The following is a 26213-nucleotide window of genomic DNA, read 5'->3' as shown; positions in this document are numbered from 1 at the left end:
GTGGCCGCCGGTCGGCAGCCCGTGCCGGGAGTTACGTATGTCTCATGTCGTACGTCAACCTGGCCCGGCCTGATGGTCCGGGTTGCGGACGGGTGCGGGTGGCCGCATGGGCCTCCCGCGTCTGAGAGCCGCCCTCAGACCGGCTCCGGGACGCATGACCGACGCCCCGCCCTCCACGCGGCCTCGCCCTTACGGGCGATCCGTCGTCCACCGCCCGGAACACCCACAAGCCATAGTGCCCGACAGCGGGGCGCCCGCCACGAACGGTCGTGGCGGGCGCCCCAACTGCTGCGCTCAGGCGGCCCGGTGGAAGAAGCTCGATTGCCGGAAGGGCATCACTGCGCCTCCCCTTCTCCGACCGCCCGGGTCGCGCCGCGACGCGCGGCACGCGCGTCCCCGTGCCGCCGCACGATGGCGGTGGCACGACCCGACCCGACCCGGTCCGGCCCGGGTCGGGGGTGTGCTCCCGTCGGCGCCGCCGGTCGGTGGCATGGCCGCCGCGGGAGGGGTGCTCTGCTTCGATCCGCGGTGTCGGGACCGCGGTGGGACTGCGCCGGGCGGGCCCGCGGTGTCGAGCGCGTACGAGGCACACATACTTCGTACGCGGGTCTCCTCGCACTTCCAGTGCAGGTCAAAATCGGGACCGGCCACAGCGCCCAGACCGGGCCGGGCCTGACCCGGGTCAGACCCGGGCGCCGAGCATCCGCAGCACCAACTCACCGTAGCGCCGGCCGAGTTCCTCCGGACTCTCGGAGGAGCGCTCGGTGTACCAGCGGGAGACGTCGATGCCCAGCGAGGTGACGGCTCGGGCCGCGGTGCGCACCTCCGAGACCTGGAACTCGCCCGCCGTCACGCCCGCCTCGATCAGCGCGCTGACCTCCCGCTCGATGTCCAGGCGCAGCGCCGCGACGACCGCGTAGGCGTCCTCGGGGAGCGCGTGCAGCTCGTAGTTGACCACCCGGCCGACGGTCCGGGCCCGAGCGTGCCAGATGGTGAACTGGTCGACCAGGCGCCGCATCCGCTCGGCCGGGCCGCCGTCTCCGGCCGCCGCCGCCCGGACCAGTGCGAGGGTGGCGGCGTGCCCGGCCTGGCTGATCTCGGCGAGCAGGGCGGCCTTGGACTGGTAGTGGATGTACAGCGCGGCCGGGCTCATCCCGGCGGCGGTGGCGATGTCCCGGGTGGTGGTGGCGTGGAAGCCGCGCTCCGCGAACGACTCGACGGCCGCCTGGAGCAGCCGGTACGCCGCCTCGGGGCGGGTGTCGGCGCCGGGCAGGGTCGGCCAGAGGTCGGCGATGGGCGTGCTGGTCATGGCGTCATCCTCCCAGAGAACTCGCACAGGCATTCCCGCCGACCGTTCGTCGGGCCGTCGGCCGGTGGCCCGGGGCCGCCGGACCGTCGGGTCGATGGCCAGTGGACCGGCGGGCTGCCGCGTCCGCCGACTGTTGACAGGTTCCCGCACCGACAGCATGCTGAGCAAGCGCTTAGTCAGCGACCGTCCTCAGGATTCGGGATTCAGGATCCTCGCGCGAAAGGCAGGACCCTCCGTGGTGCACTCCTTCAAGGGCCGGGTGGCCGTCGTCACCGGATCGAGCCGGGGCATCGGCCTCGGCATCGCCCGCGAGCTGGTCGATCGCGGCGCCAAGGTCTGCCTCACCGCCCGCAACCCGGAGCCGCTCGCCGAGGCCGTCCGCGACCTGGGCGGCCCGGACAACGCGATAGCCGTCGCGGGCAAGGCCGACGACCCGGCCCACCAGGAGGAGGCTATCGCCCGCACCCTGGAGGCGTTCGGCCGACTCGACCACCTGGTCAACAACACCGGCATCAACCCGGTCTACGGGCCGACGCTGGAGACCGACGACGCGGCCGCCGCCAAGATCATGGCCGTCAATGTGCTCGGCCCGCTGGCCTGGATCCGCCGGGCGCACGCCGCGTGGATGGGCGAGCACGGCGGCGCGGTCGTCAACGTCGCCTCGATCGCCGGCATCCGCTCCTCCGCCGGGATCGGCATGTACGGCGTCAGCAAGGCCGCGCTGATCCGGCTGACCGTCGAGCTCGGCGCCGAGTTGGGCCCGCAGGGCATCCGGGTCAACGCCGTCGCCCCCGCCGTGGTCAAGACCAAGTTCGCCGAGGCGCTGTACGAGGGCCGGGAGGAGGAGGTCTCCAAGGCCTACCCGCTGGGCCGGCTCGGCGTCCCCGAGGACATCGCGGGCGCGGTCGCCTTCCTGCTCTCGTCCGACGCCGGCTGGGTCACCGGCCAGACCCTGGTGGTGGACGGCGGCGTCACCCTCGGCGGTGGCCTGTGACGAATCCACTCGAAGACCAGGGCGTGGTGGTGACCGGCGCCGGCCGGGGCATCGGCGCCGCCCTGGCCAGGGCCTTCGCCGAGGCCGGTGCCCGGGTGGTGGTCAACGACCTGGACGCCGAGGCCGCCCGCAAGGTCGCCGAGGACTGCGGCGGCACCGCCCTGCCCGGGGACGCCGCCTCCGCCACCGGCCTGGCCACCCTGGTCGGCCGGGCCCGCGTCACGCTCGGCGAGATCGACGTGTGGTGCGCCAACGCGGGCGTCGCCCCGGTCGGCGGCGCCGACGCCTCCGCCGCGTCCTGGGCGAGCGCCTGGGAGGTCAACGTGATGGCGCACGTCCGGGCCGCCGAACTGCTGCTCCCCCGCTGGCTGGAGCGCGGCAACGGCCGCTTCGTGGCCACCGTCTCCGCGGCCGGGCTGCTCACCATGCTCGGCTCGGCCCCGTACGCGGTCAGCAAGCACGGCGCGCTCGCCTTCGCCGAGTGGCTCTCCGCCACCTACCGCCACCGGGGCGTCAAGGTGCACGCACTCTGTCCCCAGGGCGTGCGCACCGACATGCTGGCCTCGACCGGACCGGTCGGCGAGGCACTGCTCGCGCCGACCGCGCTGGATCCGCAGGACGTCGCCGAGGAGGTGATGGACGCGCTGCGCCACGAACGCTTCCTGGTCCTGCCGCACCCCGAGGTCGCCGACTACTACCGCGTCCGGGCCACCGAGCCGGAGCGCTGGATCGCCGGGATGAACCGGCTCCAGCAGGGACTGGAGAGGAGCGAGGCGCTGTGAGGGCCTGGCAGGTGGGTGAGCTCGGCGAACCGGCCGCGGTGATGCGGCTCGCCGGGGACGTGCCGCAGCCGGTGTCAGGACCGGGTCAGCTGCTGGTCCGGGTCAGGGCGGCGGCGGTGAACTTCCCGGACGCGCTGATGGTGCGCGGGCACTACCAGGTCCGCCCGCCGCTGCCGTTCACGCCCGGCGTGGAGCTGTGCGGCGAGGTCGCGGACGGCGCCCGGCGGGGCGAGCGGGTGATCGGCAACCCGGTGCTGCCGCACGGCGCCTTCGCCGAGTACGCGCTGCTGGACGCCGCGGCCTCGTTCCCGGCGCCCGAGGCGCTGGACGACGCCGAGGCGGCCGCACTGCACATCGGCTACCAGACCGCCTGGTTCGCGCTGCACCGCCGGGCCCGGCTGCGGGCCGGGGAGACCCTGCTGGTGCACGCGGCGGCCGGCGGGGTCGGCAGCGCGGCGGTCCAGCTCGGCCGGGCCGCCGGGGCCCGGGTGATCGCCGTGGTCGGCAGCGCGGCGAAGGCGGACACGGCACGCTCGCTGGGCGCCGACCTGGTGGTGGACCGGACGGCCGAGGACTTCGTCGCCGCCGTCAAGCAGGCCACCGGCGGGCGCGGCGCGGACGTGGTCTTCGACCCGGTCGGCGGCGACGCCTACACCGGCTCCGCCAAGTGCGTCGCCTTCGAGGGCCGGATCGTGGTGGTCGGCTTCGCCGCCGGCCAGATCCCGGCGCCGGCGCTCAACCACGCCCTGGTGAAGAACTACTCGATCCTGGGTCTGCACTGGGGCCTCTACAACACCCATGACCCGCGCGCCGTCCGCTCCGCGCACGACGAGCTGACCAAGCTCGCCGAGCAGGGCGTGGTCCGGCCGCTGATCAGCGCCCGGGTGCCGCTGGCCGGCGCCGCGGACGCCGTCCAGCGGGTCGCCGACGGGCTGAGCACCGGCCGGATCGCCGTCCTGGTGCCGCAGGGATAGCCGCTGCCACGGGGCGGGGGAGTAGGGCGTGGCTGACACGCCCTACTCCCCCCGCCCTGCGGCCGTTCCGGGAGCCCCGGCCCGGTGCAGCGCCCGGGAGACAGGTCCTGGCAGGCCTGACGGTGCCGCCTCCGTGCGGCCGGGAATCCGGCTGCACGAGGGCCTGGGCCCTGCCAGGATGCCGGGATGACATCGTTTTCCGCCGCTCGCGACTCATTGGAGGGCCTGGCCCTCGGGGATGGATTCGGGGAGCGCTGGTTCCCGCTCTTCCGGACGCCCCGGGAGGCGTTCGACCAGATCCGGGCCCGGCGCACGCCGCAGGAAGGGCCCTGGCACTGGACCGACGACACCGCGATGGCGCTGTCGGTGTACGGGGTCCTCACCGCCTTCGACGCGGTGCACCAGGAGCGCCTCGCCAAGGCCTTCGGGGCTGCCTACCTGGCCGACCAGGGCCGCGGCTACGGCTACGGCATGCACCTGCTGCTGCCCAAGCTGGCCGAACAGCCAGGGAATTGGCGCACCGAAGCGCGCGAGCTGTTCGACGGTCAGGGCAGCCTCGGCAACGGTGCGGCCATGCGGGTGGCACCGCTGGGTGCCTGGTTCTGCGCGGATCTCGACGAGGCGGAGGAGCAGGCGGCGCTGTCCGCCGAGGTCACCCACGCACACCCTGAGGGCGTGGCCGGGGCCGTCGCCGTCGCCCTGGCGGCGGCCCTCGCAGCCCGCGGCCGCACCGGGTCCGCGCCCACCGGCACCGAGCTGCTGGCAGCGGTGGCCGACCGCACCGCCGCCGGCGCCGTCCGCGACGGGCTGCACCGCGCCGCCGAGCTGCCCGCGGACACCGAACCCTGGCGGGCCGCCGACCTCCTCGGCAACGGACAGCGGATCAGGGCCAGCGACACCGTCCCCTTCGCCCTGTGGTCCGCCGCGCACCACCTGGACAGCCTGACCGACGCATTGTGGACCACCGCCGAGGGCCTCGGCGACGTGGACACCACCTGCGCCATCACCGGCGGCGTGGTCGCGGCCCGCACAGGACTGGCGCACGTGCCGCAGGTCTGGCTGGCCTGCCGCGAACCGCTACCCGACTGGGTCGCGAAAGCCGCCGCCGAGGTCAGCACCCCGCGATGACCTCCAGGGCCGGGCGGGGTGGGCGACCGAGCAGCGCCGCCAGGTCGCCCGGCCCGCCCGGCCCGGCCAGGAAGCCGTGCGCGATCGCCGAGTAGGTGCCCACCACCATCGGTACCTGGAAGTCCAGCGCGTCCGAGGCCGCCACCGCCGCCCGGGCCTCGCCCAGCCGGCCCGGGCGGTACTCGGCGCCGAGCACCTCGGCCACCTCCGCGCCGCCCACCGCCCGCTCCCCCACCAGCTCGTACATCCGGCCCGCGTGCGCGGCGGGCGCCAGGGCGACGTTCACCGCCACCTCGGCGAGGTCCGCCCGGGCCACCGCCGCCAGCCGCCCGTCGCCGAGCGGCGCGGTGATCACCCCGTCCGGGCCGGGCGCGGCGATCGCGGCCAGGAGCTCCGCGTAGAGGCCGTTGCGCAGCACCGTCCAGCGCAGCGAGGCGGATTCGCGCAGTCGGCGCTCCGTCCAGCGGTGCGCGAGGGCGTACGGCAGGTGGTCCCCGTCGCCGGAGAGGCTGGTGTAGACGACGTGCTCGACGTCCGCCTTCTCCGCCGCCTCGATCGCCGCACCGTGTCGGGCGACCACCACGTCGTCCTCGGCGGCACCGGCCGAGATCAGCAGCAGGGTCGTCACCCCGGCGAAGGCCTCCGCCAGGGTCGCTGGCCGGTCGAAGTCCACCAGCCGGCAAGGGATTTCGGCCGGCACCCGCTCGGGTGTGCGGCTCCCGGCGACGACGCCCGCGCGCCCGGCGAGGCGCTCCAGCACGAGGGCGCCGAGCCCTCCGTTGACACCGGTGACGAGCAGCATGGTTCCCCTCCGGGGATGATCGGCCGTTGGCTACGCGACCATCCTCGATAGCCTGGGTGTCAGGCGTAAGGAGGCACTTCCATGTCAGTAGGGCACACCGCGGTAACCACCCCCCGTCCCGTCATCTGGTGCGAGGACGGCGTGGACTGCGGGATTCGCGACCTGCTGAACCGGCTCGGCGACAAGTGGTCGGTGCTGGCCGTGGTCGAACTCGCCCAGGGCGTACGGCGGTTCCGCGAGCTACAGCGGGCGCTGCCGGGGATCTCCCAGCGGATGCTGACCCTGACGGTGCGCCGGCTGGAGCGTGACGGCCTGGTGTCGCGGACCGTCCACCCGACCGTCCCCCCGCAGGTCGAGTACGAGCTGACGCCGCTCGGGCACAGCCTGACCCACCTGGTGCGGGCGATGGTGGACTGGTCCTACGACCACCACGACGCGATCGTCGACTCGCGCCGGGCCTGGGACGAGGCCAACCCGGACTCGGAGCTGCGCTAGTACCGTGAGCGCGAGGCGTCGCGTGGTCAAGTCGACGAGCCACACCTTGATCTGGTGACACTATCCCCATGCCATGTGGTCGGTCGCGCGGAGCACCCGACCGACCACACGGCATCGAGGCAGCGTGCGTTGATGCCGCGACTTGAGAGAGAAGGAGAAACGCATGGCGACGTTCGTCCTTGTGCCCGGCGCCCTGGGGCGCTCCACTTGATAAACGCCAGATCGCCCATGATGCCCCGTTCGAATGAATGCACCGCACGCGCCATGAGGTTCGCCGACGAGCAATGCTCCAATTGCCATGCACTCGGGCCTGAGCTGTGACACCACCCATGGTCGTGCGCGAACCGCACGGCCCGCAGCGAGAACGGAACTGCCCCATGGCAATCGCCATCCGCAAGACGCTCGCCGTCGCCACGCTGGCGCTGACGGCCTCCTTCCTGCCCGCCGGTCAGGCGGGGGCCGCCGACACCGCCCACCCGTCCCCGCGCACCCCGGGCCTCTACTGCCTCGCCAACGCCTGGCAGACTCCGGGCGTCTCCACGAAGCCGTGCAACTCCAGCGACCTCGGCCAGCACTGGACCGTCTCGGGCGAGCAGATCTCCCTCAGCAACGCGCGGGGCTACTGCCTCGCCAACACCTGGGGCACCCAGAGCGTCTCGACGAAGCCGTGCGACCCCGATGACCAGGGGCAGTACTGGACCGTCTCGGGCGAGCAGATCTCCCTCACCTTCGCGCCGGCCTACTGCCTCTCCAACGCCTGGCAGACCCCGAACGTCAGCACGAAGCCGTGCAACCTCGCCGACCCCGGGCAGCACTGGGTGATCTTCAACGACCAGATCAGCCTGGCGCTCGCCTGATAACCCACTGCCGTGCCACTGTGCGGGAAGTCGGCCGGGCCGACTTCCCGCACAGGGCTGCGCACGTCCGCTGGTAGTCGCATGGCTGCGGTCGGCGTTCGAACAGCACGACGAGGACGTCGTCGAGTACGTGGTGCCCACCCTGGTGGCCACGATGCGCATGATGTCCAAGACCTTCCGTCCCGAGGTCATCCCCACCATGGCCGGCCTGCTCATCGCTGCGGGCACCGGCCTGAGCCCGAACCTGTGGCGCGCGCAGTACGGCCCGTGGACCGCCGCCGAGATGAATCCCCTGGAGGCCACGGCCGTCCTGCTCGCGGAACACGTCAACCGGGTGTCCGGCAGCAACGATCCCAGCTTCGCCACGCGCTTGATCGCCGAGGCCCTGTCCGAGGCGGATCATGGCTGATCGGCGTTCCACGTTCACCTCCGTGTTCACGGCCCGGGCGGGTGAGCCCGCACCGCACGCAAGACCGCATGGGCTCGCGATCGAGACGACGTCGAGAAGACACGGCAAAGGCCATCGGCCGTTCGCCATCGGACGACGTGTCACGGGGTGGTTCGGACCGGGAAGCCGGTGGGGCGGCCCTGCGCCTTCAGCCAGCCGAGCACCTGGCCGAGGGCCTCGACGGTCTGCTGACGGTCGCCGCCGCCATCGTGGAACAGGATGGTCGGGCCGTTGCCGATCTCCTTCTTGACCGTGTCGACGATGGCAGCCGTGCCGGGCTCGGTGAAGTCCTTCGAGTCGACGTTCCAACCGAGCGGACGCATGCCGTTCGCGGCGGCGATGCGCCGGCTGTCGGGGGTGAACGAGCCACCGGGAGCCCGGTAGTACAGCACCTTGGCGCCGCCGCCCGCGGCGTCCTCGATCATCTTCTTCGCGTCCAGGATCTGCTTCTCCTGGTAGGCGACGGGCTTCTTGTCCATGGACGTGTCGTGGTCCACGGTGTGATCGCAGAGCCGGTGGCCACCCGCGATGACCTGCTTGACCAGGTCGGGGTGGGCCTTGGCCTGCGGTCCGATCATGCAGAACGTCGCCTTCACCCCGTACTGCTTGAGCACATCAAGGACCTTCGGGGTCCAGACGGGGTCAGGGCCGTCGTCGATGGTGATGTTGACGGCGCTGCCTCCGGCCTCGGAGGCGTGGGCTATGCCGTCCGGTATGTGCTCGTGCTGCGTACCGCCACCGTTGCCCTGGGCGCCGTCCTGGCTGCCGTGGCCGCCGGCGGTCGCGCCCCCCTCATGTGCGACGTTCTGAGGGTGGGCGGAAATTGACCCGGTGACCGTCGGAACCGCCCAGGCGGTCGCCGCCACGGCGACGACCGCTACGGCGACGGCCACCCGCGACCGGTTGCCCTGATTCCCCATGCGCGCCTTGAAGTCCATCGACGACCACTCCCCCCGACTACAACTGCATGGTCTCCAAGGTCAATGACGTGAACTGAATCGGAAGGGTTCCCTCGGTTCAACGCGCGCAGCCGATCAGTGGCGACCCGCTGTTGTGATCTCGGGCGGTTGCGTCTCGGCACCACTCACCGGGGTCGTGTCGGGTCCTTGCGGAGAAGCTCTTCAGCAGTGCAAGTCCGATCAGGCCCCGGACGAGACAGGCACCGAAACCTTTAGCGCTCGTACACCATCTCCGGGAAGCGCGCCGAGGGGCCGTCCAGCAGGTGGTCGTCGTGGCCGCGCAGCCAGCGGTCGAAGAAGGAGGCGACGTAGCTGCGGGTGGCCAGCTCGGCGCGGTCGGGTCGGACGTCGCCAACGTCCTCGGCCAGCTTCTCCGGGCTGATCGCGCCCTGCCGGGCGAGCTGCGGGAGCAGGGACTGCGCGTCGGTGTACGACCCGTGCCGGGAGCCGTCCATGGTCAGGTCGGCGTGCCAGCCGGTGCTGTGCTGCCACAGGGCGTCCCAGCCAGGCTGCTGGTGGTAGCTGCCGGAGTCGTCGCTCCGGGTTCCCATCAGCAGGAAGGGGCGGTCCAGGCCGTCCTTCGCGACGCTGGGCAGGAAGACACCGTTCTTGCCGTCCGGTCCGGGGAAGTGCAGCTGCCCGTCCAGGTTGATCCCGGCCGCGATCCGCGGGTCGTCGTGCATGGTTTGCAGGGCGGTGAAGCCGCCCGCCGAGTGGCCGACCATGCCGATCCGGTCGAGGTCGAGCGAGTCGGCGAGCCCGGCCGGCAGGCTCCGGTCGCGGCGCAGCCCGGCGAGCTGGTCCAGGACGAAGCGGGTGTCGTCGACGCGGGTCTGCAGCGAGGTGCGCAGCACCGCCCCGATGTCGAGGTCGGGCTTGCCCATCAGCTCGGGGAAGACGGAGGTGGCCAGGTCGCCGCCCGGGAACTGGACCTCGGAGGCCTCCCAGGTGTGGTCGACGGTGACGACCACGTAGCCGCGCGAGGCGAGGTCCTCGACCAGGGCGGTGCCCCAGGTGCGCGGGTCGCCGAGGCCGGGCGAGTACAGCACGACGGGGCGCTTGCCACCAGAAAGGGCTGGCGCGTCGGCGCGGGCGTGGGTGCGGACGTCGGCCCAGTCGGTGCGGCCGGCTTCGAAGCCGTAGTTCGCCCGACCGACGCTCCCGGCGCTGCCGAAGTGCGCGGCCGCGGCGGGCTCCATGTAGCGGGCACGGTCGCCGCCGGTGGCCGGACGGGCGGTCGGGTACCAGAAGCTGATCGCCAGCTCGCGGGGTTTCCCCGGCTTCAGCGGGTACTCCCGGTCCTCGTCGGTCAGGTGCAACGAGGTGGTGCCGATCGGGTACGGCCCGGTCGGCCGCGGCAGCCACGCCGTGGCCTGCCGCTGGCCGCCGGTGTCCTCGGATGCCGCCACCGCCCCGGGCGCGCCCGCCACGCCCAGGGCCGCCGTCGCCGCCAGCAGTACCGCCGCCACGGCCCGTCCACGCCTGCCCATTGCCGTCTCCTCGTTCTGATCCGTTGACGCAGGAGACGCTAAGGGCGGGGACGGGCCGAAGCCGTCATACCGGGGAGCCAACTCACCCATGAGTACCCAGGTATGACATCCGTTGCCATCCGGACGCACGACGGCCGTCGGCGGGGCCCGGCCCGGGCAGTTGGTGCCCGGGCCGGGCCCTTCCCCGCCCTAGCGGTACTTCTTGAGCTCCCGGCGGGCCAGCGAGCGCTTGTGCACCTCGTCCGGCCCGTCGGCGAGGCGCAGGCTGCGGACGCCGGCCCAGAGCTGGGCGAGCGGGGTGTCCTGGCCGGTGCCGCCGGCGCCGTGGGCCTGGACGGCCTTGTCGAGGATCCACTCGACGGTGGTCGGGGTGGCGATCTTGATGGCCTGGATCTCGGTGTGCGCGCCGCGGTTGCCGACGGTGTCCATCAGCCAGGCGGTCTTAAGCACCAGCAGTCGCAACTGCTCGATGCGGACCCGGGATTCCGCGATCCAGTCCTGGATCACACCCTGGTCGGAGAGCGGGCGGCCGAAGGCGACCCGCGCACTGGTCCGGCGGCACATCAGCTCCAGCGCCCGCTCGGCCATGCCGATGGCACGCATGCAGTGGTGGATCCGGCCGGGCCCGAGCCGGGCCTGGGCGATGGCGAACCCCGCACCCTCCTCGCCGATCAGGTTCTCCACCGGCACCCGGACGTCCTCGAAGAGCACCTCGGCGTGGCCGCCGTGGTCGGAGTCGTCGTAGCCGAAGACCGTCATGCCGCGCTTGAAGGTGACGCCCGGGGTGTCGCGCGGGACGAGGATCATGCTCTGCTGGCGGTGCGGCTCGGCGGTGGGGTCGGTCTTGCCCATCACGATGAGAATCCTGCAGTCCGGGTTCATCGCCCCGGTGATGTACCACTTCCGGCCGTTGATCACGTACTCGTCGCCGTCGCGGACGATCCGGGTGGCGACGTTGGTGGCGTCCGAGGAGGCCACGTCGGGCTCGGTCATCGCGAAGGCGGAGCGGATCTCGGCGTCCAGCAGCGGGCGCAGCCAGCGCGCCTTCTGCTCGGCGCTGCCGAACTCGGCGAGCAGTTCCATGTTGCCCGTGTCGGGAGCCGCACAGTTGAGCGCGGGCGGGGCCAACTGGGGGCTGCGGCCTGTGATTTCGGCGAGCGGGGCGTACTGGAGGTTAGTGAGACCGGCGCCGTGCTCACCGGGGATGAAGAGGTTCCAGAGGCCCTGCTTGCGCGCCTCGGTCTTGAGTTCGGCGATCACCCGCGGGACGGCCCAGGGCTCGCGGGCCGGGTCGGCCAGCTGCGAGGCGAGGACGGCCTCGGCCGGGTGGACGTGCTCGTCCATGAAGGCGAGCAGCTGCTCGCGGAGTTCGTTCGTCCGGGCGTCGTAGGCGAAATCCATCGGTCAGCTCTCCTTGAGGGCGCTCAGTCCGTGTCGGGCGAGGATCGGGGCCATCTCACCGGCCCGCTCGAAGCCGGCGCCGAGGGTGCGGCCCTGCTGGAAGCGGAAGTAGATGCCCTCGGCGACGGCGGCGAGCTTGAAGGATGCGAAGGCTACGTACCAGTCGAGGTCCTCGGCCTGTCGGCCGGTCAACTCGGCGTAGAGGGAGACGATTTCGTCGGGCTTCGGGAAGCCCGGGGCGGTCATCGCCGAGGGGATGATGCCGCCGCCGACGCCGGCGAGTTCGGCGTACATCACCAGCAGGCCGATGTCGGTGAGCGGGTCACCGAGGGTGGACATCTCCCAGTCGAGGACGGCGGTGATCGTGTCGTTGTCGTCGACCAGGACGTTGTCCAGCCGGTAGTCGCCGTGCACCAGGGCGGGCGCGGGCGAGGTCGGCAGCCGCTCGGCGAGCAGGGCGTGCAGCCGGTCGAGCTCGGGCAGGTCACGGCTGCCGGAGGCGGCGAGCTGCTTGGACCAGCGGCGCAGCTGGCGCTCCAGGTAGCCCTCGGGGTGTCCGAAGTCGGCGAGGCCGACGGTGGCCGGGTCGATCCGGTGCAGGGCCGCGAGCGTTTCGACCAGGCGGCGGCCGAGCGCTCGCACCCGGTCCTCGCCGAGCTCGGCGAGGGTGTGGACGTCCCGGTGCGCGGTGCCGGTGACGTACTCCATGAGGTACCAGTGCGCGCCGAGCACGTCTTCGCTCTGGTCGATCAGCAGCATCCGGGGAACGGGTACGCCGGTGCCCCGGAGGGCAGACATGACGCGGTGCTCGCGGCCCATGTCGTGGGCGGTCGCGAGGACGTGCCCGAGCGGGGGACGGCGCAGGACCCAACGGGAGACGCCGTCGGTGAGGACGTAGGTGAGGTTGGAGCGGCCCCCCTCGATGAGGTCGGCCCGCAGCGGGCCCTGGACGGTACCGGGCAGCTCGCGGCCCAGGTGGGTGCGGAGGCGAGCCAGATCCAGGCCGGGCGGGTCGGCGGGGGTCTCGGGCATCGGGCGACTCCTCGGGATCCTGAGTGACTAAGCGCTTGCTTAGCATTCCGCCGCTGGAGGCCCCTGTCAATGGCACCCTGCACGCGACGAGCCCCCGAACCGTGCGGCTCGGGGGCTCGTCGGGTGGGTCGAAGCGGCTGGGCCGGCATTCGGTTGCGCTCAGACAAGGCACAGCCCCGCGGTCCGACAGGAGCCCAGCACGCCACAACACCGCGCTGCCGTGCGGAGCGGAGGCCTCACCGGAACCGCACAGCAGCTGGCGGCTACTAGCCGGTGACGCCGTCGGTGAGCTCTCGGACGATGTCCAAGTGGCCGGCGTGACGGGCGTACTCCTGCAGGACATGGAACAGGATCCAGCCCAGGGTGGGCCGCGGGGCGCCGTCGTCCGGGAAGCGGCCGCCGGCCTCGGCGATGGTGGACAGCGGCGTACCCGACGCGACGGCTCGGGTGTACTCGCCACCCGCGTGCAGCGCGGTGAGCAGATCGGCAGCCGTCTCCTGCGGGCCGACGTACCAGCGGTCCGCCGGGCCGCGGTCGCCCCAGGGTGCCGGGACCGGCTCGGCCCGGAAGCCCCAACGCAGCCACCGCTGCTCCATGTGTACGAGGTGCTTCAGCAGTTCGAGCAGGGTCCACCCGGAAGGGAGCCGACTGACGCGCAGCTCTGCGTCGGACATTCCCTCGATCTTGGCGCCGATCACGGAACGGTAGTAGTCGAGATAGTCCAGCAGCAGCGCGCTGGGATCGGAGAGTTGCTGGTCCGGCTCGGGTATGGCGGAAGTCATGGCTCCGAGTCTGTCACTGCGCGGGCCGAACCCCGGAGAACTCTCCGTTTGTCGATTGGCTCCATGGCCATCGCGGGGCGCGCATCGAGTCTTTGACTACGGGGCGGGTGGGCGCCGTGAGGAGCGAGCCCCGGGTCTCCGGCCCGTGTCGGCGCGACGCCGCTGCGGCCCCGAGAAAGCGACGGAGGCCGCCGCCCCTGTGGGATGGCGGCCTCATGGAGAGGGATTCGAGGGTGACGCCAGCTGATACGGCTTCCCGTTTCCCCTAGATGTCGCCGAACTCACCGGCGGCGGTCGCCGCGACGAAGGACGTCCACGCCTCGGCCGGGAAGACGAGCGCGGGCCCTTCCGGATCCTTCGAGTCACGCACGGGCACGACGTCGGGGAAGTCTGGCGAGACCTCTACACAGGAACCGCCGTTACCGGAGTGCGACGACTTGAACCAGGAAGCTCGGGACAGGTCTGGGCCGGTCATGGGTCAAAGTTCCTTTCGGGCCTTGCGAATCAGATCGAGGGAAGCAGCTCGAGTCAGCGCTTCCACCTGCAACCGATCGTAGGCCCTTTCCCATGCCCTGACAGTCCCGTCCTCCCGCACGACATAGCCCTGATCCGCAGCCTCCGTGTAGCCGACCACAGACCGGTCAGCGAACGTCAACAAGGTGACGAAGGAACGGAATGGGGTGTGCTCAGCCAAGCCGAACGGCGCCACCTGAAAGATGACGTAGGGCTTGGACGCCATATCGGCCAGGTGATCAAGCTGCGCGCGCATGGTCTCGGCGCCGCCCACCGGGCGACGGATACCACTCTCATCTATCACCGCGTGAATGACCGGTGGCTCGGCACGCTTCAGAAGCCGCTGTCGCGCGACGAGGAACCTCACTCGCTCCTCAGCCTGGTCTGACGTACTGCTTCCACGCTGCACTGCTGCCGCTTCGATCGCTGAAGCGTAGGCCTTGGTCTGGAAGAGCCCAGGGATGAGGTTTGGTTCGAAAATCCTGATCTCAGACGCACGGGCCTCCTGCCCAGCGTGCTCCGGGAAGCCCTCCAGAAACCCCTTCCGTCTCATCCCGACCCACATCAGCTCAAGCGTCTGCCCCGTCCCGAGCGCCTTGTCGGCCGCTCTGACGAAGTCTCGGCTGGTGGATTTGCGGCCTGTTTCCACCGCCGAGATATAGCTGTCCGAGTACCCCATGGCTGCGGCCAGGTCCTGCTGGGTCCAGCCCAACGCCTCCCGCGAGCTGCGAAGTAGCGCGCCGAAGGACTCACGCGGAGACGACGTTGGATCAAGCTCTCTGCGGTTCACAGCACACGCCCAATTCCACTTGAAACACAGGCAAGTTGAACGATTGCCAAGCTTAGCCGACAGTAGGCACCATCGGTAGTCGTATCGCTACAGAGAGGAGCGAGCGGTGAGCTGCCCCACGCCCCCGCAGACCTTGCACCGCCCCCAGGTGGTCATCTACCTCGCCAAGACCAACTCCCGCTTCCCCGAGCGCGAGTTGCGCCAGTGCGAGGCCTACGCCCACGCCTTCCGCTGGGACATCTCACTGATCGTCGTGGACGACGAGGTCGACGCGAAGGGGCCCGAGCACCGGCCCATGCTCCAGGCCGCCCTCCAGCGCCTCCTGGAAAACCGCGCCGGCGCGATCCTCATCCCCAGCAAGGCGACCATCTCCCCCATCGACGGCGAGTTCAACGATTTCGCCGAGCGCGTCGAGAAGGCCTCCGGCTTCATCCAGGTGGCGACCCGCCGATGACCAGCCGCTACACCGCCATCCCCGCCGAGGCCCCTCACGGTGCCTCGTACCAGGTCTGGGTCATCCGCGACCGCAGCACCGACCTCCTCGTCAAGGCCCTGCCGCCGGCCGACGAGCCGCTGCGCTTCTACTCCTACGCCCACGCCCAGGCGTGGATCCGCAGGAACGAGCCGCGCAGCACGTTCGAGATCCGTCTCATCGACTCCAAGAGCCCGCACTTCCTCCAGCTGGAGTGCTGGGGGCTCTGGGACCTCGACCGGCACGACTACCTGCGCATGCCCGGTTCCACCCACCGGATCCGGCGCTTCTACACCCGCGCCGGCGCGGAGGCCTTCGAACGGCATCTCAGGCATCGTGCTACGTAGAAGAGTTCACAGTCGGCCGATGCAACCTTATGTGCCCCGTCAGTCATCGATCTAAGTGATCCACCGATCGAACTGTAGGGCTATTTGCGGAGGTACTGTGCGGAATGCTCGCGGCATGACCGGTCTGCTGGCGGTGGGGGTCCTCGCGGCCCTCACCCTGGCCACGGGAGGGCCCGACTCTCAAGGCAGACCCACCGCCGCCGGCACCACTCCCGCGAGCCCCGACCCCAGCCCGACCGAGGACAACGCTCCCTCCCCCACCCCGACCGCGACGCCGACCTGGGACGGCCAGGTGAAGGTGCTCGGTGACGGCTCCACCTCGTACACCGGCCCCCAGCCCAAGCAGCCCACGCCCGAGAAGCTCAAGCCGGGCGAGAAGCCGCCGCAGTTCGTCGTCTTCTCCTGGGACGGCGCACTGGAGGGCGACGACCACCTGTTCTCCCGCTTCCGCAAGCTCGGCGGGGAGAACAACGCCCAGATGACCTTCTTCCTCAGCGGCATCTACACCCTGCCCAAGTCCAAGCGCACGCTCTACCACCCGCCGCAGCACGACGCCGGCGACTCCCTCATCGACTTCGCCACCAACGACCACATCAAGGACACCCTGGAGCAGCTGCGCCTGGCCTGGCAGGACGGCAACGAGATCGGCACCCACTTCAACGGGCATTTCTGCGGTCCCAAGGGCGGCGGAGACTGGAACACCGCCGAGTGGAAGAGCGAGCTCGACCAGTCCATCTCCTTCGTCACCAACTGGAAGACCAACACCGGCTACAAGGACCTCCCTCCCCTCCCCTTCGACTACACCAAGGAGTTGGTCGGCGGACGCGCCCCCTGCCTGGAGGGCCAGAAGGCCCTGCTCCCGGCGGAGAAGGCGGCGGGCTTCCGGTACGACGCCAGCTCACCGGGCGAGTTCCAGGTCTGGCCTGTCAAGAAGGAGGGCATCTGGAACTTCCCGCTGCAGATGCTGCCCTTCCCCGCCAAGTCCTCCCAGGGCCTCTCGATGGACTTCAACTTCCTCGCCGGCCAGTCCGGGAGCAGCACCAAGGGTGACCCGAGGAAGTACGCCGACTGGGAGAAGGAGGCCCGGGAGAGCTATCTCGCCGGCTTCGAACGGGTCTACAACGGCAGCCGGGCCCCGCTCTTCATCGGGAACCACTTCGAGGACTGGAACGGCGGCATCTACATGCAGGCCATCGAGGACGTGATGAAGAGCGTCTGCAAGCGGGAGGGCGTCCGCTGCGTCTCGTTCCGCCAGGTCGCCGACTGGCTGGACGCCCAGGACCCGAAGGTCCTCGACAAGCTGCGCGCGCTGGACCCGGGGCAGCCGGGCGACTGGTCACGCCTGGTCAAGTGAGCGGTCCCGGGCGGCTGCGGGCGCCGCAGCCGCCCGGGAGACTACGGTTTCGGCTCAGCAAAGTTGATGATCATTGATCACATTGCCAGCCGCAATCGCTGTTCAGCGTCGCGCCAGCGCCAGCATGCTCAGCCCGAACATCAGGACCCCCAACGGGAGATGGACCGCCGGTACGTGCGCGATGCCGAGCACGACCTGCACCGAGGCGAGGACCAGGAAGCCGGACGCCTGCCAGACCGGCCGGAGCGAGCCGCCGCCCGGCTTCCACGCCAGTACCGCCGCCAGCACGTACAGCATCGACGCCCCGTACATCACGCGGGCTCCGACGCTGTGCAGCGTCTCCCCGTAGGACGAGGTGAGCAGCAGCCCGGCGGAGACCGCTTGCAGGAAGATGGTCAGGGTCTGCAGGGTGATCGCGATCCGCAGGAACGGAAAGCTGTGCTGCGCCGTCGTCGCCTGGGTGGCCATGTCGCGGTCCTCTTTTCCGCCCGGTGGGGGCAGTGGATCGATAAGGTCTCACCAGCCCGACGACGCGGGCCTGCGAAAGGTAAGGCGAGGGGCGGCCGGGGGCATGGCACCAGCTGATACGGGCGGCAACGGGATAGCCGGCGAGCGGCGTCAACTGCTCAACATCGCCTACCGGTTGCTCGGTTCGCTGGCCGAGTCCGAGGACGCCGTCCAGGAGGCCTACGCGCGCTGGTACGCGCTGCCGCAGGCCCGGCAGGAGGAGATCCTGTCCCCCGGCGCATGGCTGACGACGGTGACCGGACGCATCTGCCTGGACCTGCTCGGTTCGGCGCGGGCCCGGCGTGAACGCTACGTCGGCGCCTGGCTGCCCGAGCCCCTGCCCGACCATGCCGAGCGGGTCGGCGACCTCGCCGACCACATAGTCCTGGACGAGTCGGTGACCATGGCCTTCCTCGTCGTCCTGGAGACGATGACGCCCGCCGAGCGGGTGGCCTTCGTCCTGCACGACGTCTTCCGCTACCCCTTCGCCGAGATCGCCGACGTCCTCGGCCGCACCCCCGCGGCCTGCAAGCAGCTGGCCGCATCCGCTCGACGGCGGGTGGGCCTCGCACCCACCCCGGCGACGGCAGCCGGGCAGGCCGGGCGGGCCGACACGGTGCGGCGCGTCAAAGAGGCCTGGGAGACCAGGGACATCCCCGCCCTCGTCGCCCTCCTCGACCCGGCCGCCGTGATGACCGCCGACGGCGGTGGCCTGGTCGGCACCGTCCTGCGCGCGGTCGAGGGCGGCGCGCGCATCGCGCAGTACATGATCGCCATCGCCGACAGGGCCCCGGGGCTCGAACTCCTGGAGCGCTCGGTCAACGGCACGCCGGGCCTGGTGGCCCAGCGAGGCGGCGTCGTCATGACGGTGGCCTCGTTCGAGGTCGCCGACGGCCGCGTCACGCGGATCTGGGCGGTCCGCAACCCGGAGAAGCTGCGGCCGTGGACGCGGGAAGGCTAGACCGGATCAGCGGACGGTGACCTGGATGCTCTTGGTGACGGTCGCGCACCGGCCGTTCGGACGCGGCGCCGGCTGGGAAGGCAGGCGCTGCGGTCCTGGAACTCCCAGGTCAGCGTGGTGGTGCCGGGGGAACCGTCCTGGCTAGCCGGCCGCCTTCATGAACGAGGTCCAGATCCGGGTCGGCAGCTCGGAGTCCGGGGTGTCCGGGGTGGCCCCGCCGATGCCCTCCAGCGAGAGCAGCTTCATGTCCTTCAGGTCCGCCCGGAAGACCGTGACCGCCGTGGCCAGCCGCCCGTTGTAGCCGACGGACCACCCCGCCGTACGGTCCACGGTGGTACCGGGCTTCGCCGCCAGGTCGGGGCCGGCCTCGGCCACCGACTTGGCGCTGCCGCCGCGGACCGCGCCCTTGAGCGCCGCGTCGACGTCCCCCGCGGCCGCCGCGCTCAGCGCCTGGACGGCGGTCGGCAGCCGCAGCGGGAGCGGCGCGCCGTTGCGGGTGATCCGCAGCACCGAGTAGGGGTCGGTGTGGCTGCCCCGGGCCGCGAAGGCGGCGTAGGCGTCGGCGGCCCTGATCGCGCTCGGCGTGGAGTTCCCGACGCCGAAGGCCGGTACCAGCTCGCCCATGCTGCTCGGCAGCACCCCCAGGTCGGCGGCGGTCTGCTGCACCTTGTCCAGGCCGACGTCCATGGCGAGCTGCATCATCGGCCCGTTGACGGACTGCTCCACCGCGCTCCGCAGGCTCATCGGACCCCAGTTCCGCTTGCCGTCGTTGGCGGTCTTCACGATCTTCCCGTCCCGGCCCCAGTACGGTCCCTCGGGGGTCATCACGTTCACCCCGTTGTCGCCGTCGTAGCTGGTGCTGGGCGTCACCGGGGTACGGTTGCCGCCCCGTTCGCGCTGCACGCCCTGGCTGAGTCCGGCCGCGTACACCAGCGGGGTGAAGGCCGAACCGATCGGCACCGTCGAGGTGTTGGCGTTGTTGAAGCCCTGCTTCCGGTAGTCGGGCCCGCCGTAGAGGGCGACGATCCGTCCGTCCAGGGCCACCGAGGCGGCGCCGACCTTCAGCAGCTTGTCGGCCGCCCGGTTGTCCGGGTCGATCCCCTTGGTGGTGTCCTGCACCGCTGCGGCCAGGGCGTCGACCTTCGGCTTCTCGAAGGTGGTGTGGATCTGGTAGCCACCGAGGTCGAACTGGGCCGGGGTGATGTCGGTGTGGCCCTCCACGTAGCTCCTGGCCATGTCCACCAGGTAACCGACCTGGCCACCCAGCCCCGCGCCCTTGGGCTGCGGCCGGGGTTCGGGGAACACCGTGTACCCGGCGCGCTCGGCGGCGGACAGTTTGCCGGCCTTCACCATCCGGTCCAGGATCCAGGACCACCGCTCCTCGGCCCGCTCGCGGTTGTCCGCGCTGATCGCCGGATCGTACTGCCCGGCCCCCTTCAACAGGGCCGCCAGGAAGGCCCCTTCGCTCGGGTTCAGCTGCGAGACGTCCTTGCCGTAGTACGCCGCCGCGGCCCGTTCGATGCCGTAACTGCCGCGCCCGAACCAACTGGTGTTCAGATAGCCCGCCAGGATGTCCTGTTTGCTCATCCTGCGGTCCAGCTTGATCGCGATCACGACCTCGCTGAGTTTGCGGGAGATGTCCTGGCGCTGGTTCAGGTAGATGTTCTTGACGTACTGCTGGGTGATGGTCGAGCCACCCTGGGTGTCGCCGCCGGAGGCCATCTCGTAGACCGCCCGGCCGATGCCCGTGAGCGAGATCCCCGGGTCCGAGTAGAAGGTCTCGTTCTCGGCGGACAGCACCGCCCACTGCACCGGCTCCGGCACCCGGTCGAGCGGCACCTCCTGGCGGTTGGTCTCGCCGATCCGGGCCATCTCGGTGCCGTCCGCCCAGAAGTAGACGTTGTTCTGCTGGGTGGCGAAGGCGTTCAGGTCCTCCGGTACCTCGGTGGTCGTGTAGAACCAGGCCGCGAGGCCAGCCAGCACCACCGTCCCGACCCCGGACACCAGGAGCAGCTGCCGCCAGGACGGAATCCAGCGGCGGACCCCGCGCCGTCCTCTGCGCGGATAGTCGATCCGCCGCAGCGGACGCCGTCGCCGGCGTCCGCGCTTCTCCTCCGCGGCTTCCCCACCCTGGTGTGCACGCATCCGGTCTCCGATCTCGTGGGACAGACCCCTCCATTCAGATAGACGCGTTTCGAGCCGTCCGACGACGGCCCGAAACCGGTGTGATCATGGTCATATCGCGTACCACGGCCGTACGCCGCACCGCCGTCGACGGCGCCCGGCCCCACGATCGCTCCCCGCGACCGCCAGAATGGCGCCATGAGGTTGATCCACACGCTGCTCGGCGTACTCGTCCTGCTGATGGTCGTCGGCAGCATCCTGCGCACCCTGGTCGTCCCGCGCGGGCTCTACTCGGCCCTGGTGTACCGGCTCTGGGCGGTGCTGCGCACCGCGCTGCGGCTCTGGGCCACGCCGTTCGGCGGCTACCGGGCGCAGGACCGCGCGCTGACCTGGCTGGCACCACTGGTGCTGCTCGGCATGCTCACGGTGTGGCTCAGCGGGATGCTTCTCGCCTACACGCTGCTGCTGCACGGCACGTCCGACTTCGACTGGTCGACGGCCATCCGGGAGGCCGGGTCCAGCCTCTTCACCCTCGGATTCGCCAGCGGCGAGCGACTGCAGCTGTCCGCGATCGACTTCATGGCCGCGGCCAGCGGCCCGCTGGTGATCGCCCTGCAGATCGCCTACCTGCCCACCCTCTACGCCGCCTACCAGCGGCGCGAGACCGAGGTGACGCTGCTGCAGTCCCGGGCCGGCGAGCCCGCCTGGGGCCCGGAGCTGCTGGCCCGCCAGTCCCTGGTGGACACCGAGACGGCGCTCCCCCAGCTCTACCGGGACTGGGAGCGGCTGGCCGCCGACATCGGCGAGAGCCACTCCAACTACCCGGTGCTGCTCTCCTTCCGCTCCCCGCAGCCCAACCGCAGCTGGGTGGTCGGTCTGATCGCGGTGATGGACGCCGCCGCCCTCCACCTCGCCCTCTGCCCACGCACGGCCCCGGCCGAGGCCCGGCTGGTGCTCCGGGCCGGCTTCACCGCGATGCGTGACATCGCCCGCTCACTGCGCGTCAACTTCGACGCCGACCCGGACCCGGCCACCCCGATCCGCCTCACCTACGCCGAGTACCTGGGCGCGGTCGCCATGATCACCGCCTCCGGCTTCCCGCGCGAACGCCCGGTCGAGGACGCCTGGCGGCACTTCCACGGCTGGCGGGTCAACTACGAGGCCCTGGCCTACGAACTGGCCCGCCGCAGCGACGCCGTCCCCGCCCTGTGGACCGGCCCACGCGACTTCCACGCCCCGGTCATCCCCCCGGCCCGCCCCACCGACCGCCGCCCGGACGCCCCCCGGCCCACCCTGCCGCCGGCCTGACCGGGCCTCGCCGACGCCTGCCGGCGGGGTTCCAGCGACGAGGCGGATGCCGCGTGACCGAACCGTGCTGGTCGAAGTGGAGAAGATCGCGAACACACGGGAGCGGCCTCAGACCGCCACCGGGCCGCCGTTGGCGAGGGAGCGCTCGGCGGCGGCCAGGACCTCCACCACCCGCAGGCCGAAGTCCGCCCCGCAGGGGTGCGGCTCACCGGAGGCGGCGGAGGACTGCAGGGCGTCCAGGGCGCGGTGCAGGGCGGCGGTCGGGCCCTCGCCGCGCTCGGGCAGGTGCGCCACGCCGTGCTCGCCGCGCAGCTCCATGGCGACGCCGCCGCCCGCCGTCGGGGCGGTCAGGCTGAGCGCGAGGGTGCTGGAGGCGCCGCCGGCGTGCCGCAGCACCAGGTGGACGGTGTCCAGCGGACCGGCGACCGCCGTCACCTCCGTCGCGTCGCCCAGCACCGGCAGCAGGACGGAGAGCGCGTGCGGGCCGACGTCCCACAGCGAGCCCTTCTCCCGGCGCCACGGCGAGGCCGCGTATGGGCTGGTGCTGCCCGGGACGAACACCGAGCCGAGCCAGTCCGAGCGGCCGGTGAACCAGCCGCCCAACTCGGTCTGCCGCTCGATCCACGGGATCTGCTCGCCGCCGAAGCGCACCGTGAAGAACACCACCGAGGCGACCTTGTGCTCGCGCACTGCCTCGGCCACCGCGCGGGCGTCCGGCACGGCGAACGCGACCGGCTTGTCCAGCAGCAGGTGGCAGCCGGCCTCTGCGGCCCGCACCGCCAGGCCGGCCTGGACGGACGGGGGCAGCGCGATGGAGACCGCGTCCACCTCGGCGAGCAGCCGGTCGAGGTCGGCGTACCCGGACACGCCGTGCGCCGCGCCCAGTGCCTCGGCCGCCTCCGGTCGGCGGCCCCAGACGCCGGTGAACTCCAGCCCGGGGTGCTCCGCCAGCACGGGCGCGTGCACCCGCTCCGCCCAGGTGCCGGTGCCCAGCAGTCCGATCCGCACGATGCCTCCGCTCGTTCTGTTTCTGGTTCAGCCCTGTACGCGGGCCAGCGTGAAGCCGTCGTAGCCCTTGCTGCCGACCGTCTGCACCGAGGTCGCGGTGACCCTCGGCTCGGCCGCGATCAGCTCGTGCAGGGCGCGGGTGGCGACGACCGCCGGGTCGGTGCTGGCGGCGTCGGCGACCGCGCCACCGCGCACCACGTTGTCGACGACGATCAGCGAGCCTGGCCGGGTCAGCTGGAGCGCCCGGCGGAAGTACTCGGGGTTGCTCGGCTTGTCCGCGTCGATGAAGACCAGGTCGAAGGGCTCCCCGCCCTGCTCCACCAGCGCCGCCAGCGAGTCGGCGGCCCGGCCGAGCCGCACCTCGGCGACCTTCTCCAGCCCGGCGCGGGCCAGGTTGCCGCGCGCCACCTCGGCGTGCCCGGGGTCGAGCTCCAGGGAGATCAGGGTGCCGTCCGCGGGCAGCGCCCGGGCCAGCCAGATCGTGCTGTAGCCGCCGAGCGTGCCGACCTCCAGGATCCGGCGCGCGCCCTGGGTCAGCGCCAGCAGGTGCAGCAGCTTGCCCTGGTTGGGAGCCACCGCGATCTTCGGCAGCCCGGCCGCGTCGGCGGCGGCGGTCGCGGCCTCCAGTGCCGGGTCGTGCCCGACCAGTTGCTCGGAGAAGTACGCGTCCACGGCGTCCCACGTGGACTGCTGCGTCGGCTGCGTCATCGGGCCCTCCAGTGGTGCAAGATCGGCAGGTTCCCGCCGATGCTACTCCGGGGCCCGACAACGCCGGGACGACTACTCACGACGTTCCGGACGACCACTCGCTACGTTCCGTGACGGCGCTGCACGGTTACGCCGCTACTCCGCGACGGGAGCCTTGACGGTCTGCGCCGCCTCGGCGGCCTTGGCCGCCTCCTCCGCCTCGATCTTGGCGTGGGTAGTGGCGGCCCGGCGCTTCATCACCCAGGCCGAGGTGGCACCGACCAGGACCGCCGCCGCCAGGCCCGCCCACGAGAACCGGGAGAGCCACGGCTCGATGGCCTTGCCCACCTTGAAGACCAGCAGCGTCGTGCCGCCGGCCCAGATCACGCCGCCCAGCACGTTGGCGATCAGGAACTTCCAGTACGGCATCTTCAGCGCGCCCGCCAGCGGACCGGCGAAGATGCGCAGCAGGGCGATGAAGCGGCCGAAGAAGACCGCCCACATGCCCCACCTGTGGAAGGAGCGCTCGGCGGTCGCCAGGTGCGAGGGCCCGAAGTGCTTGGGGAACTTCCGTCCCAGCTTCTCGAAGAGGGGCTTGCCCCCCTTGCGGCCGATCGAGTAGCCGATCGAGTCGCCGATGACCGCCCCCGCGATCGCGCAGGCCGCGATCCCCCACGGGCTCACCACGCCCTTGACCGCCATCAGGGACGCCGTGACCAGCGCGATCTCACCGGGCAGCGGGATGCCCAGCGATTCGATCCCGATGATCAGGCCGATCAGGGCGTACACCGCGGTCGGCGGAACGCTCTCGATCCAGGCGTCGATGTGCAAGGCCAGTACCTCCGTGGCAGGTCGGAACCGGTCCCGGCCCTCGCAGGAGCCGCATGCCGTCCCGGCGGTTGTCCGATGGCGGCACCAGGCCGCTCCCCCAAGTCTCCCCGGGGCGCAGCCTAACGTGCCGGGCGGCACGTCCCCCGGCCGATCACCCGTCGTTACGACGTACACCCCGAGGCCATGGTTCCAGGCTGACCAGCATTTCTTCAAGATTCGGCAAAACGCGGCGCGACCATTGACGGCCGCTTCCTGATCCCGCGCCCGAGCGGCTGTTACTCCCGGGGCCGTCCGCCGTCGCCTCCTTCCTGTCAGCCCTCGCGCAACGCCTGTAGCTGCTGGAGGAACCACTGCTGTGGCGGCAGCGCAGTCGCCGCCACAGCCAGCTGCTTCGTACGCTCCGCCCGCTCGTCCGCCGGCATCGACAGCGCCTCGTGCAGCGCGTCCGCCGTGCCACAGACGTCGTACGGGTTCACAGCCACCACGTTCTCGCGCAGTTCCTCGTAAGCCCCTGCCTCGCGTGAGAGCACCAGGGCGCACCCGGCGTCGGAGACGACCGGAACCTCCTTCGCGACCAGGTTCATGCCGTCCCGGACGGGGTTGACGAGGGCCACGTCGGCGATCCGGTACGCGGCGAGCGAGCGGGCGAAGTCATCCTTGACGTGCAGTACGACCGGGGTCCAGCTGTCCGTCCCGTACGTCGAGTTGATCTCCTCCGAGAGCCGGGCCACCTCCGCCGTGTAGTCCCGGTAGACGGCCACGTCCTGCCTGGACGGGTAGGCGAACGCCACGTGCACCACCCGCTCCCGCCACTCGGGGCGGGCATCGAGCAGCTGCCGGTACGCCAGCAGCCCGCGCACGATGTTCTTCGTCAGCTCGGTGCGGTCGACCCGGATGATGATCTTCCGGTCGCCATCGCCCAGCTGCCCGCGCAACGCGGCGATGTGCTCCTCGACGTCGGGCTCGTGTGAGCGCCGCAGCAGGAAGTCGGCGTCGGCGCCCAATCCGTGCACCGCGACGCGGGTGCTTCCCACCCCGTCTTCCAGGAGTTCCGCGCAGCAAGCAGTGAAGGCGTCCGCCCACCGGCGGGTGAGGAAGCCGAGCCGGTCCGCCCCCAGCATCCCCCGCAACAACTGCCTGGCGATGTCGTCCGGCAGCATCCGGAAGTAGTCGACGGGCGCCCACGGCGTGTGCGAGAAGTGACCGATCCGCAGGTCTGGCCGCAGCTCCCGCAGCATCGCCGGCGCCAGCGCCAGGTGGTAGTCCTGCACCAGCACCGCGGCCCCGTGCGCGGCCTCGGCCGCCAGTGCCTCTGCGAAAGCCCGGTTGTAGTCCTCGTACGACGCCCACTGCTGCCGGAACTCCGCATCGAAGACCGGTTCGAGGGGTGTCTGGTACAGCAGGTGGTGGAGGAACCACAGCACCGAGTTGGCAACCCCGCTGTACGCGTCGGCGAAGACACCCTCGTCGATGTCCAGCATCCGTACTCCCGGCTCGCCCACGCCTCGGTGCACTGCCGCCCGGTCGCCGTCACCGAGTGCCGAACACACCCACAGCGCGTCCGCATCCGTACCGACCGAGGACAGCCCGGAGACCAGGCCGCCTCCGCCCCGCTTCGACTCCAGCGTTCCGTCCTCCTTCAGGACATAGGAGATGGGGCCGCGATTCGACGCGACGAGCACCTTGGCCGCTCGTGTGTGGACCATGTCACCGAACCTAAGCGTGTTTCAGAAATGGATCAAGGTCAGGGTGTGATCGGGCAGATCGATCGATGACGAGTGGGCAGGCGATCGAAGTTCCTGGCAGACAGGGTGATCTCGCTCGAGCCCCTGTCTGCCAGGAGCTTCATGGCCCGTAC

At 71.3% G+C, this 26213-nt stretch carries 26 protein-coding genes and 1 pseudogene; 12 read left to right on the top strand and 15 right to left on the bottom strand.

Going from position 1 to position 26213, the window contains the following annotated elements:
* Positions 1–682: 682 nt before the first annotated feature.
* Positions 683–1309 (bottom strand): TetR/AcrR family transcriptional regulator, encoded by a 627-nt coding sequence (locus tag ACWC9T_RS27360; protein WP_449823712.1) that lies wholly within the window; start codon positions 1307–1309, stop codon positions 683–685.
* 235 nt (positions 1310–1544) lie between these two features.
* Here ACWC9T_RS27360 and ACWC9T_RS27355 point away from each other — a divergent pair, with 235 nt between their 5' ends.
* The 4 genes from ACWC9T_RS27355 to ACWC9T_RS27340 all read left to right on the top strand — a co-directional run bounded on the left by ACWC9T_RS27355 (position 1545) and on the right by ACWC9T_RS27340 (position 5187).
* On the top strand, positions 1545–2303 hold the full coding sequence (locus ACWC9T_RS27355; protein ID WP_449823711.1) for an SDR family oxidoreductase: 759 nt from the start codon (positions 1545–1547) through the stop codon (positions 2301–2303).
* On the top strand, positions 2300–3085 hold the full coding sequence (locus ACWC9T_RS27350) for an SDR family NAD(P)-dependent oxidoreductase (protein WP_449823710.1): 786 nt from the start codon (positions 2300–2302) through the stop codon (positions 3083–3085). The genes ACWC9T_RS27355 and ACWC9T_RS27350 overlap by 4 nt, the downstream gene beginning before the upstream one ends.
* On the top strand, positions 3082–4059 hold the full coding sequence (locus ACWC9T_RS27345) for an NADPH:quinone oxidoreductase family protein (RefSeq protein ID WP_449823709.1): 978 nt from the start codon (positions 3082–3084) through the stop codon (positions 4057–4059). The genes ACWC9T_RS27350 and ACWC9T_RS27345 overlap by 4 nt, the downstream gene beginning before the upstream one ends.
* A 186-nt stretch (positions 4060–4245) precedes the next feature.
* Positions 4246–5187 (top strand): ADP-ribosylglycohydrolase family protein, encoded by a 942-nt coding sequence (locus ACWC9T_RS27340; RefSeq protein ID WP_449823708.1) that lies wholly within the window; start codon positions 4246–4248, stop codon positions 5185–5187.
* Here ACWC9T_RS27340 and ACWC9T_RS27335 read toward each other — a convergent pair.
* The gene (locus ACWC9T_RS27335) at positions 5171–5989 is read right to left on the bottom strand and encodes an NAD(P)H-binding protein (RefSeq protein WP_449823707.1); all 819 of its coding nucleotides are present in this window, start codon (positions 5987–5989) and stop codon (positions 5171–5173) included. The genes ACWC9T_RS27340 and ACWC9T_RS27335 overlap by 17 nt on opposite strands.
* A gap of 81 nt (positions 5990–6070) precedes the next feature.
* Between ACWC9T_RS27335 and ACWC9T_RS27330 the strand changes: the two genes are divergently transcribed.
* From ACWC9T_RS27330 to ACWC9T_RS27320, 3 genes and pseudogenes are all read left to right on the top strand, one after another.
* Entirely contained in the window at positions 6071–6484 is a 414-nt protein-coding gene (locus ACWC9T_RS27330; RefSeq protein ID WP_449823706.1) for a winged helix-turn-helix transcriptional regulator, read from the top strand.
* Positions 6485–6861: 377 nt separating this feature from the next.
* Entirely contained in the window at positions 6862–7341 is a 480-nt protein-coding gene (locus tag ACWC9T_RS27325; protein WP_449823705.1) for a ricin-type beta-trefoil lectin domain protein, read from the top strand.
* A gap of 70 nt (positions 7342–7411) precedes the next feature.
* Positions 7412–7750, top strand: a pseudogene (locus tag ACWC9T_RS27320) (hypothetical protein); the annotation flags it as partial.
* Between the two features lie 140 nt (positions 7751–7890).
* Here the strand turns inward: ACWC9T_RS27320 and ACWC9T_RS27315 are convergent.
* The 7 genes from ACWC9T_RS27315 to ACWC9T_RS27285 all read right to left on the bottom strand — a co-directional run bounded on the left by ACWC9T_RS27315 (position 7891) and on the right by ACWC9T_RS27285 (position 14756).
* The gene (locus ACWC9T_RS27315; RefSeq protein ID WP_449823704.1) at positions 7891–8727 is read right to left on the bottom strand and encodes a polysaccharide deacetylase family protein; all 837 of its coding nucleotides are present in this window, start codon (positions 8725–8727) and stop codon (positions 7891–7893) included.
* Between the two features lie 233 nt (positions 8728–8960).
* A complete protein-coding gene (locus tag ACWC9T_RS27310) occupies positions 8961–10238 on the bottom strand; it encodes an alpha/beta hydrolase family protein (RefSeq protein WP_449823703.1) in 1278 nt (425 codons plus the stop codon).
* A 189-nt stretch (positions 10239–10427) separates the two neighbouring features.
* The gene (locus ACWC9T_RS27305) at positions 10428–11639 is read right to left on the bottom strand and encodes an acyl-CoA dehydrogenase family protein (RefSeq protein WP_449823702.1); all 1212 of its coding nucleotides are present in this window, start codon (positions 11637–11639) and stop codon (positions 10428–10430) included.
* A 3-nt stretch (positions 11640–11642) separates the two neighbouring features.
* Positions 11643–12671, bottom strand: coding sequence for a phosphotransferase family protein (locus tag ACWC9T_RS27300; protein WP_449823701.1), 1029 nt, complete (start codon positions 12669–12671; stop codon positions 11643–11645).
* Positions 12672–12937: 266 nt separating this feature from the next.
* Entirely contained in the window at positions 12938–13453 is a 516-nt protein-coding gene (locus tag ACWC9T_RS27295) for a DinB family protein (RefSeq protein WP_449823700.1), read from the bottom strand.
* A gap of 265 nt (positions 13454–13718) precedes the next feature.
* Positions 13719–13928 carry a DUF397 domain-containing protein gene (locus ACWC9T_RS27290; protein WP_449823699.1) on the bottom strand — a complete coding sequence of 70 codons (210 nt, stop codon included), beginning with the start codon at positions 13926–13928 and terminating at the stop codon, positions 13719–13721.
* A gap of 3 nt (positions 13929–13931) precedes the next feature.
* Positions 13932–14756, bottom strand: coding sequence for a helix-turn-helix domain-containing protein (locus tag ACWC9T_RS27285; protein WP_449823698.1), 825 nt, complete (start codon positions 14754–14756; stop codon positions 13932–13934).
* A gap of 106 nt (positions 14757–14862) precedes the next feature.
* Between ACWC9T_RS27285 and ACWC9T_RS27280 the strand changes: the two genes are divergently transcribed.
* The 3 genes from ACWC9T_RS27280 (at position 14863) to ACWC9T_RS27270 (ending at position 16929) form a co-directional block, all read left to right on the top strand.
* Positions 14863–15210 (top strand): recombinase family protein, encoded by a 348-nt coding sequence (locus ACWC9T_RS27280; RefSeq protein WP_449823697.1) that lies wholly within the window; start codon positions 14863–14865, stop codon positions 15208–15210.
* Positions 15207–15575 (top strand): hypothetical protein, encoded by a 369-nt coding sequence (locus ACWC9T_RS27275; protein WP_449823696.1) that lies wholly within the window; start codon positions 15207–15209, stop codon positions 15573–15575. The genes ACWC9T_RS27280 and ACWC9T_RS27275 overlap by 4 nt, the downstream gene beginning before the upstream one ends.
* 115 nt (positions 15576–15690) lie before the next feature.
* The gene (locus tag ACWC9T_RS27270; protein WP_449823695.1) at positions 15691–16929 is read left to right on the top strand and encodes a hypothetical protein; all 1239 of its coding nucleotides are present in this window, start codon (positions 15691–15693) and stop codon (positions 16927–16929) included.
* A 102-nt stretch (positions 16930–17031) separates the two neighbouring features.
* Here ACWC9T_RS27270 and ACWC9T_RS27265 read toward each other — a convergent pair whose 3' ends face one another.
* Positions 17032–17397, bottom strand: coding sequence for a hypothetical protein (locus ACWC9T_RS27265; protein ID WP_449823694.1), 366 nt, complete (start codon positions 17395–17397; stop codon positions 17032–17034).
* Between the two features lie 103 nt (positions 17398–17500).
* Here ACWC9T_RS27265 and sigJ point away from each other — a divergent pair, with 103 nt between their 5' ends.
* Positions 17501–18397, top strand: coding sequence for an RNA polymerase sigma factor SigJ (sigJ, locus tag ACWC9T_RS27260; protein WP_449823693.1), 897 nt, complete (start codon positions 17501–17503; stop codon positions 18395–18397).
* A gap of 141 nt (positions 18398–18538) precedes the next feature.
* Here sigJ and ACWC9T_RS27255 read toward each other — a convergent pair whose 3' ends face one another.
* Positions 18539–20542 (bottom strand): transglycosylase domain-containing protein, encoded by a 2004-nt coding sequence (locus ACWC9T_RS27255; protein WP_449823692.1) that lies wholly within the window; start codon positions 20540–20542, stop codon positions 18539–18541.
* 177 nt (positions 20543–20719) lie between these two features.
* Here ACWC9T_RS27255 and ACWC9T_RS27250 point away from each other — a divergent pair, with 177 nt between their 5' ends.
* The gene (locus ACWC9T_RS27250) at positions 20720–21829 is read left to right on the top strand and encodes a hypothetical protein (protein ID WP_449823691.1); all 1110 of its coding nucleotides are present in this window, start codon (positions 20720–20722) and stop codon (positions 21827–21829) included.
* 108 nt (positions 21830–21937) lie between these two features.
* On the opposite strand, the gene ACWC9T_RS27245 is transcribed toward ACWC9T_RS27250, so the two are convergent.
* The 4 genes from ACWC9T_RS27245 to ACWC9T_RS27230 form a co-directional block, all read right to left on the bottom strand.
* Positions 21938–22837 carry a Gfo/Idh/MocA family protein gene (locus ACWC9T_RS27245; protein WP_449823690.1) on the bottom strand — a complete coding sequence of 300 codons (900 nt, stop codon included), beginning with the start codon at positions 22835–22837 and terminating at the stop codon, positions 21938–21940.
* 27 nt (positions 22838–22864) lie between these two features.
* Entirely contained in the window at positions 22865–23545 is a 681-nt protein-coding gene (locus tag ACWC9T_RS27240; protein WP_449823689.1) for an O-methyltransferase, read from the bottom strand.
* 135 nt (positions 23546–23680) lie between these two features.
* On the bottom strand, positions 23681–24355 hold the full coding sequence (locus tag ACWC9T_RS27235; RefSeq protein ID WP_449823688.1) for a DedA family protein: 675 nt from the start codon (positions 24353–24355) through the stop codon (positions 23681–23683).
* 311 nt (positions 24356–24666) lie between these two features.
* A complete protein-coding gene (locus ACWC9T_RS27230) occupies positions 24667–26061 on the bottom strand; it encodes an alpha,alpha-trehalose-phosphate synthase (UDP-forming) (RefSeq protein WP_449823687.1) in 1395 nt (464 codons plus the stop codon).
* Between the last annotated feature and the right edge of the window lie 152 nt (positions 26062–26213).

It is taken from the genome of Kitasatospora sp. NPDC001159, assembly GCF_053598235.1.
The sequence above is the reverse complement of the archived record's forward strand: the minus strand, read 5'-3'. Positions and strand labels throughout refer to the sequence as shown.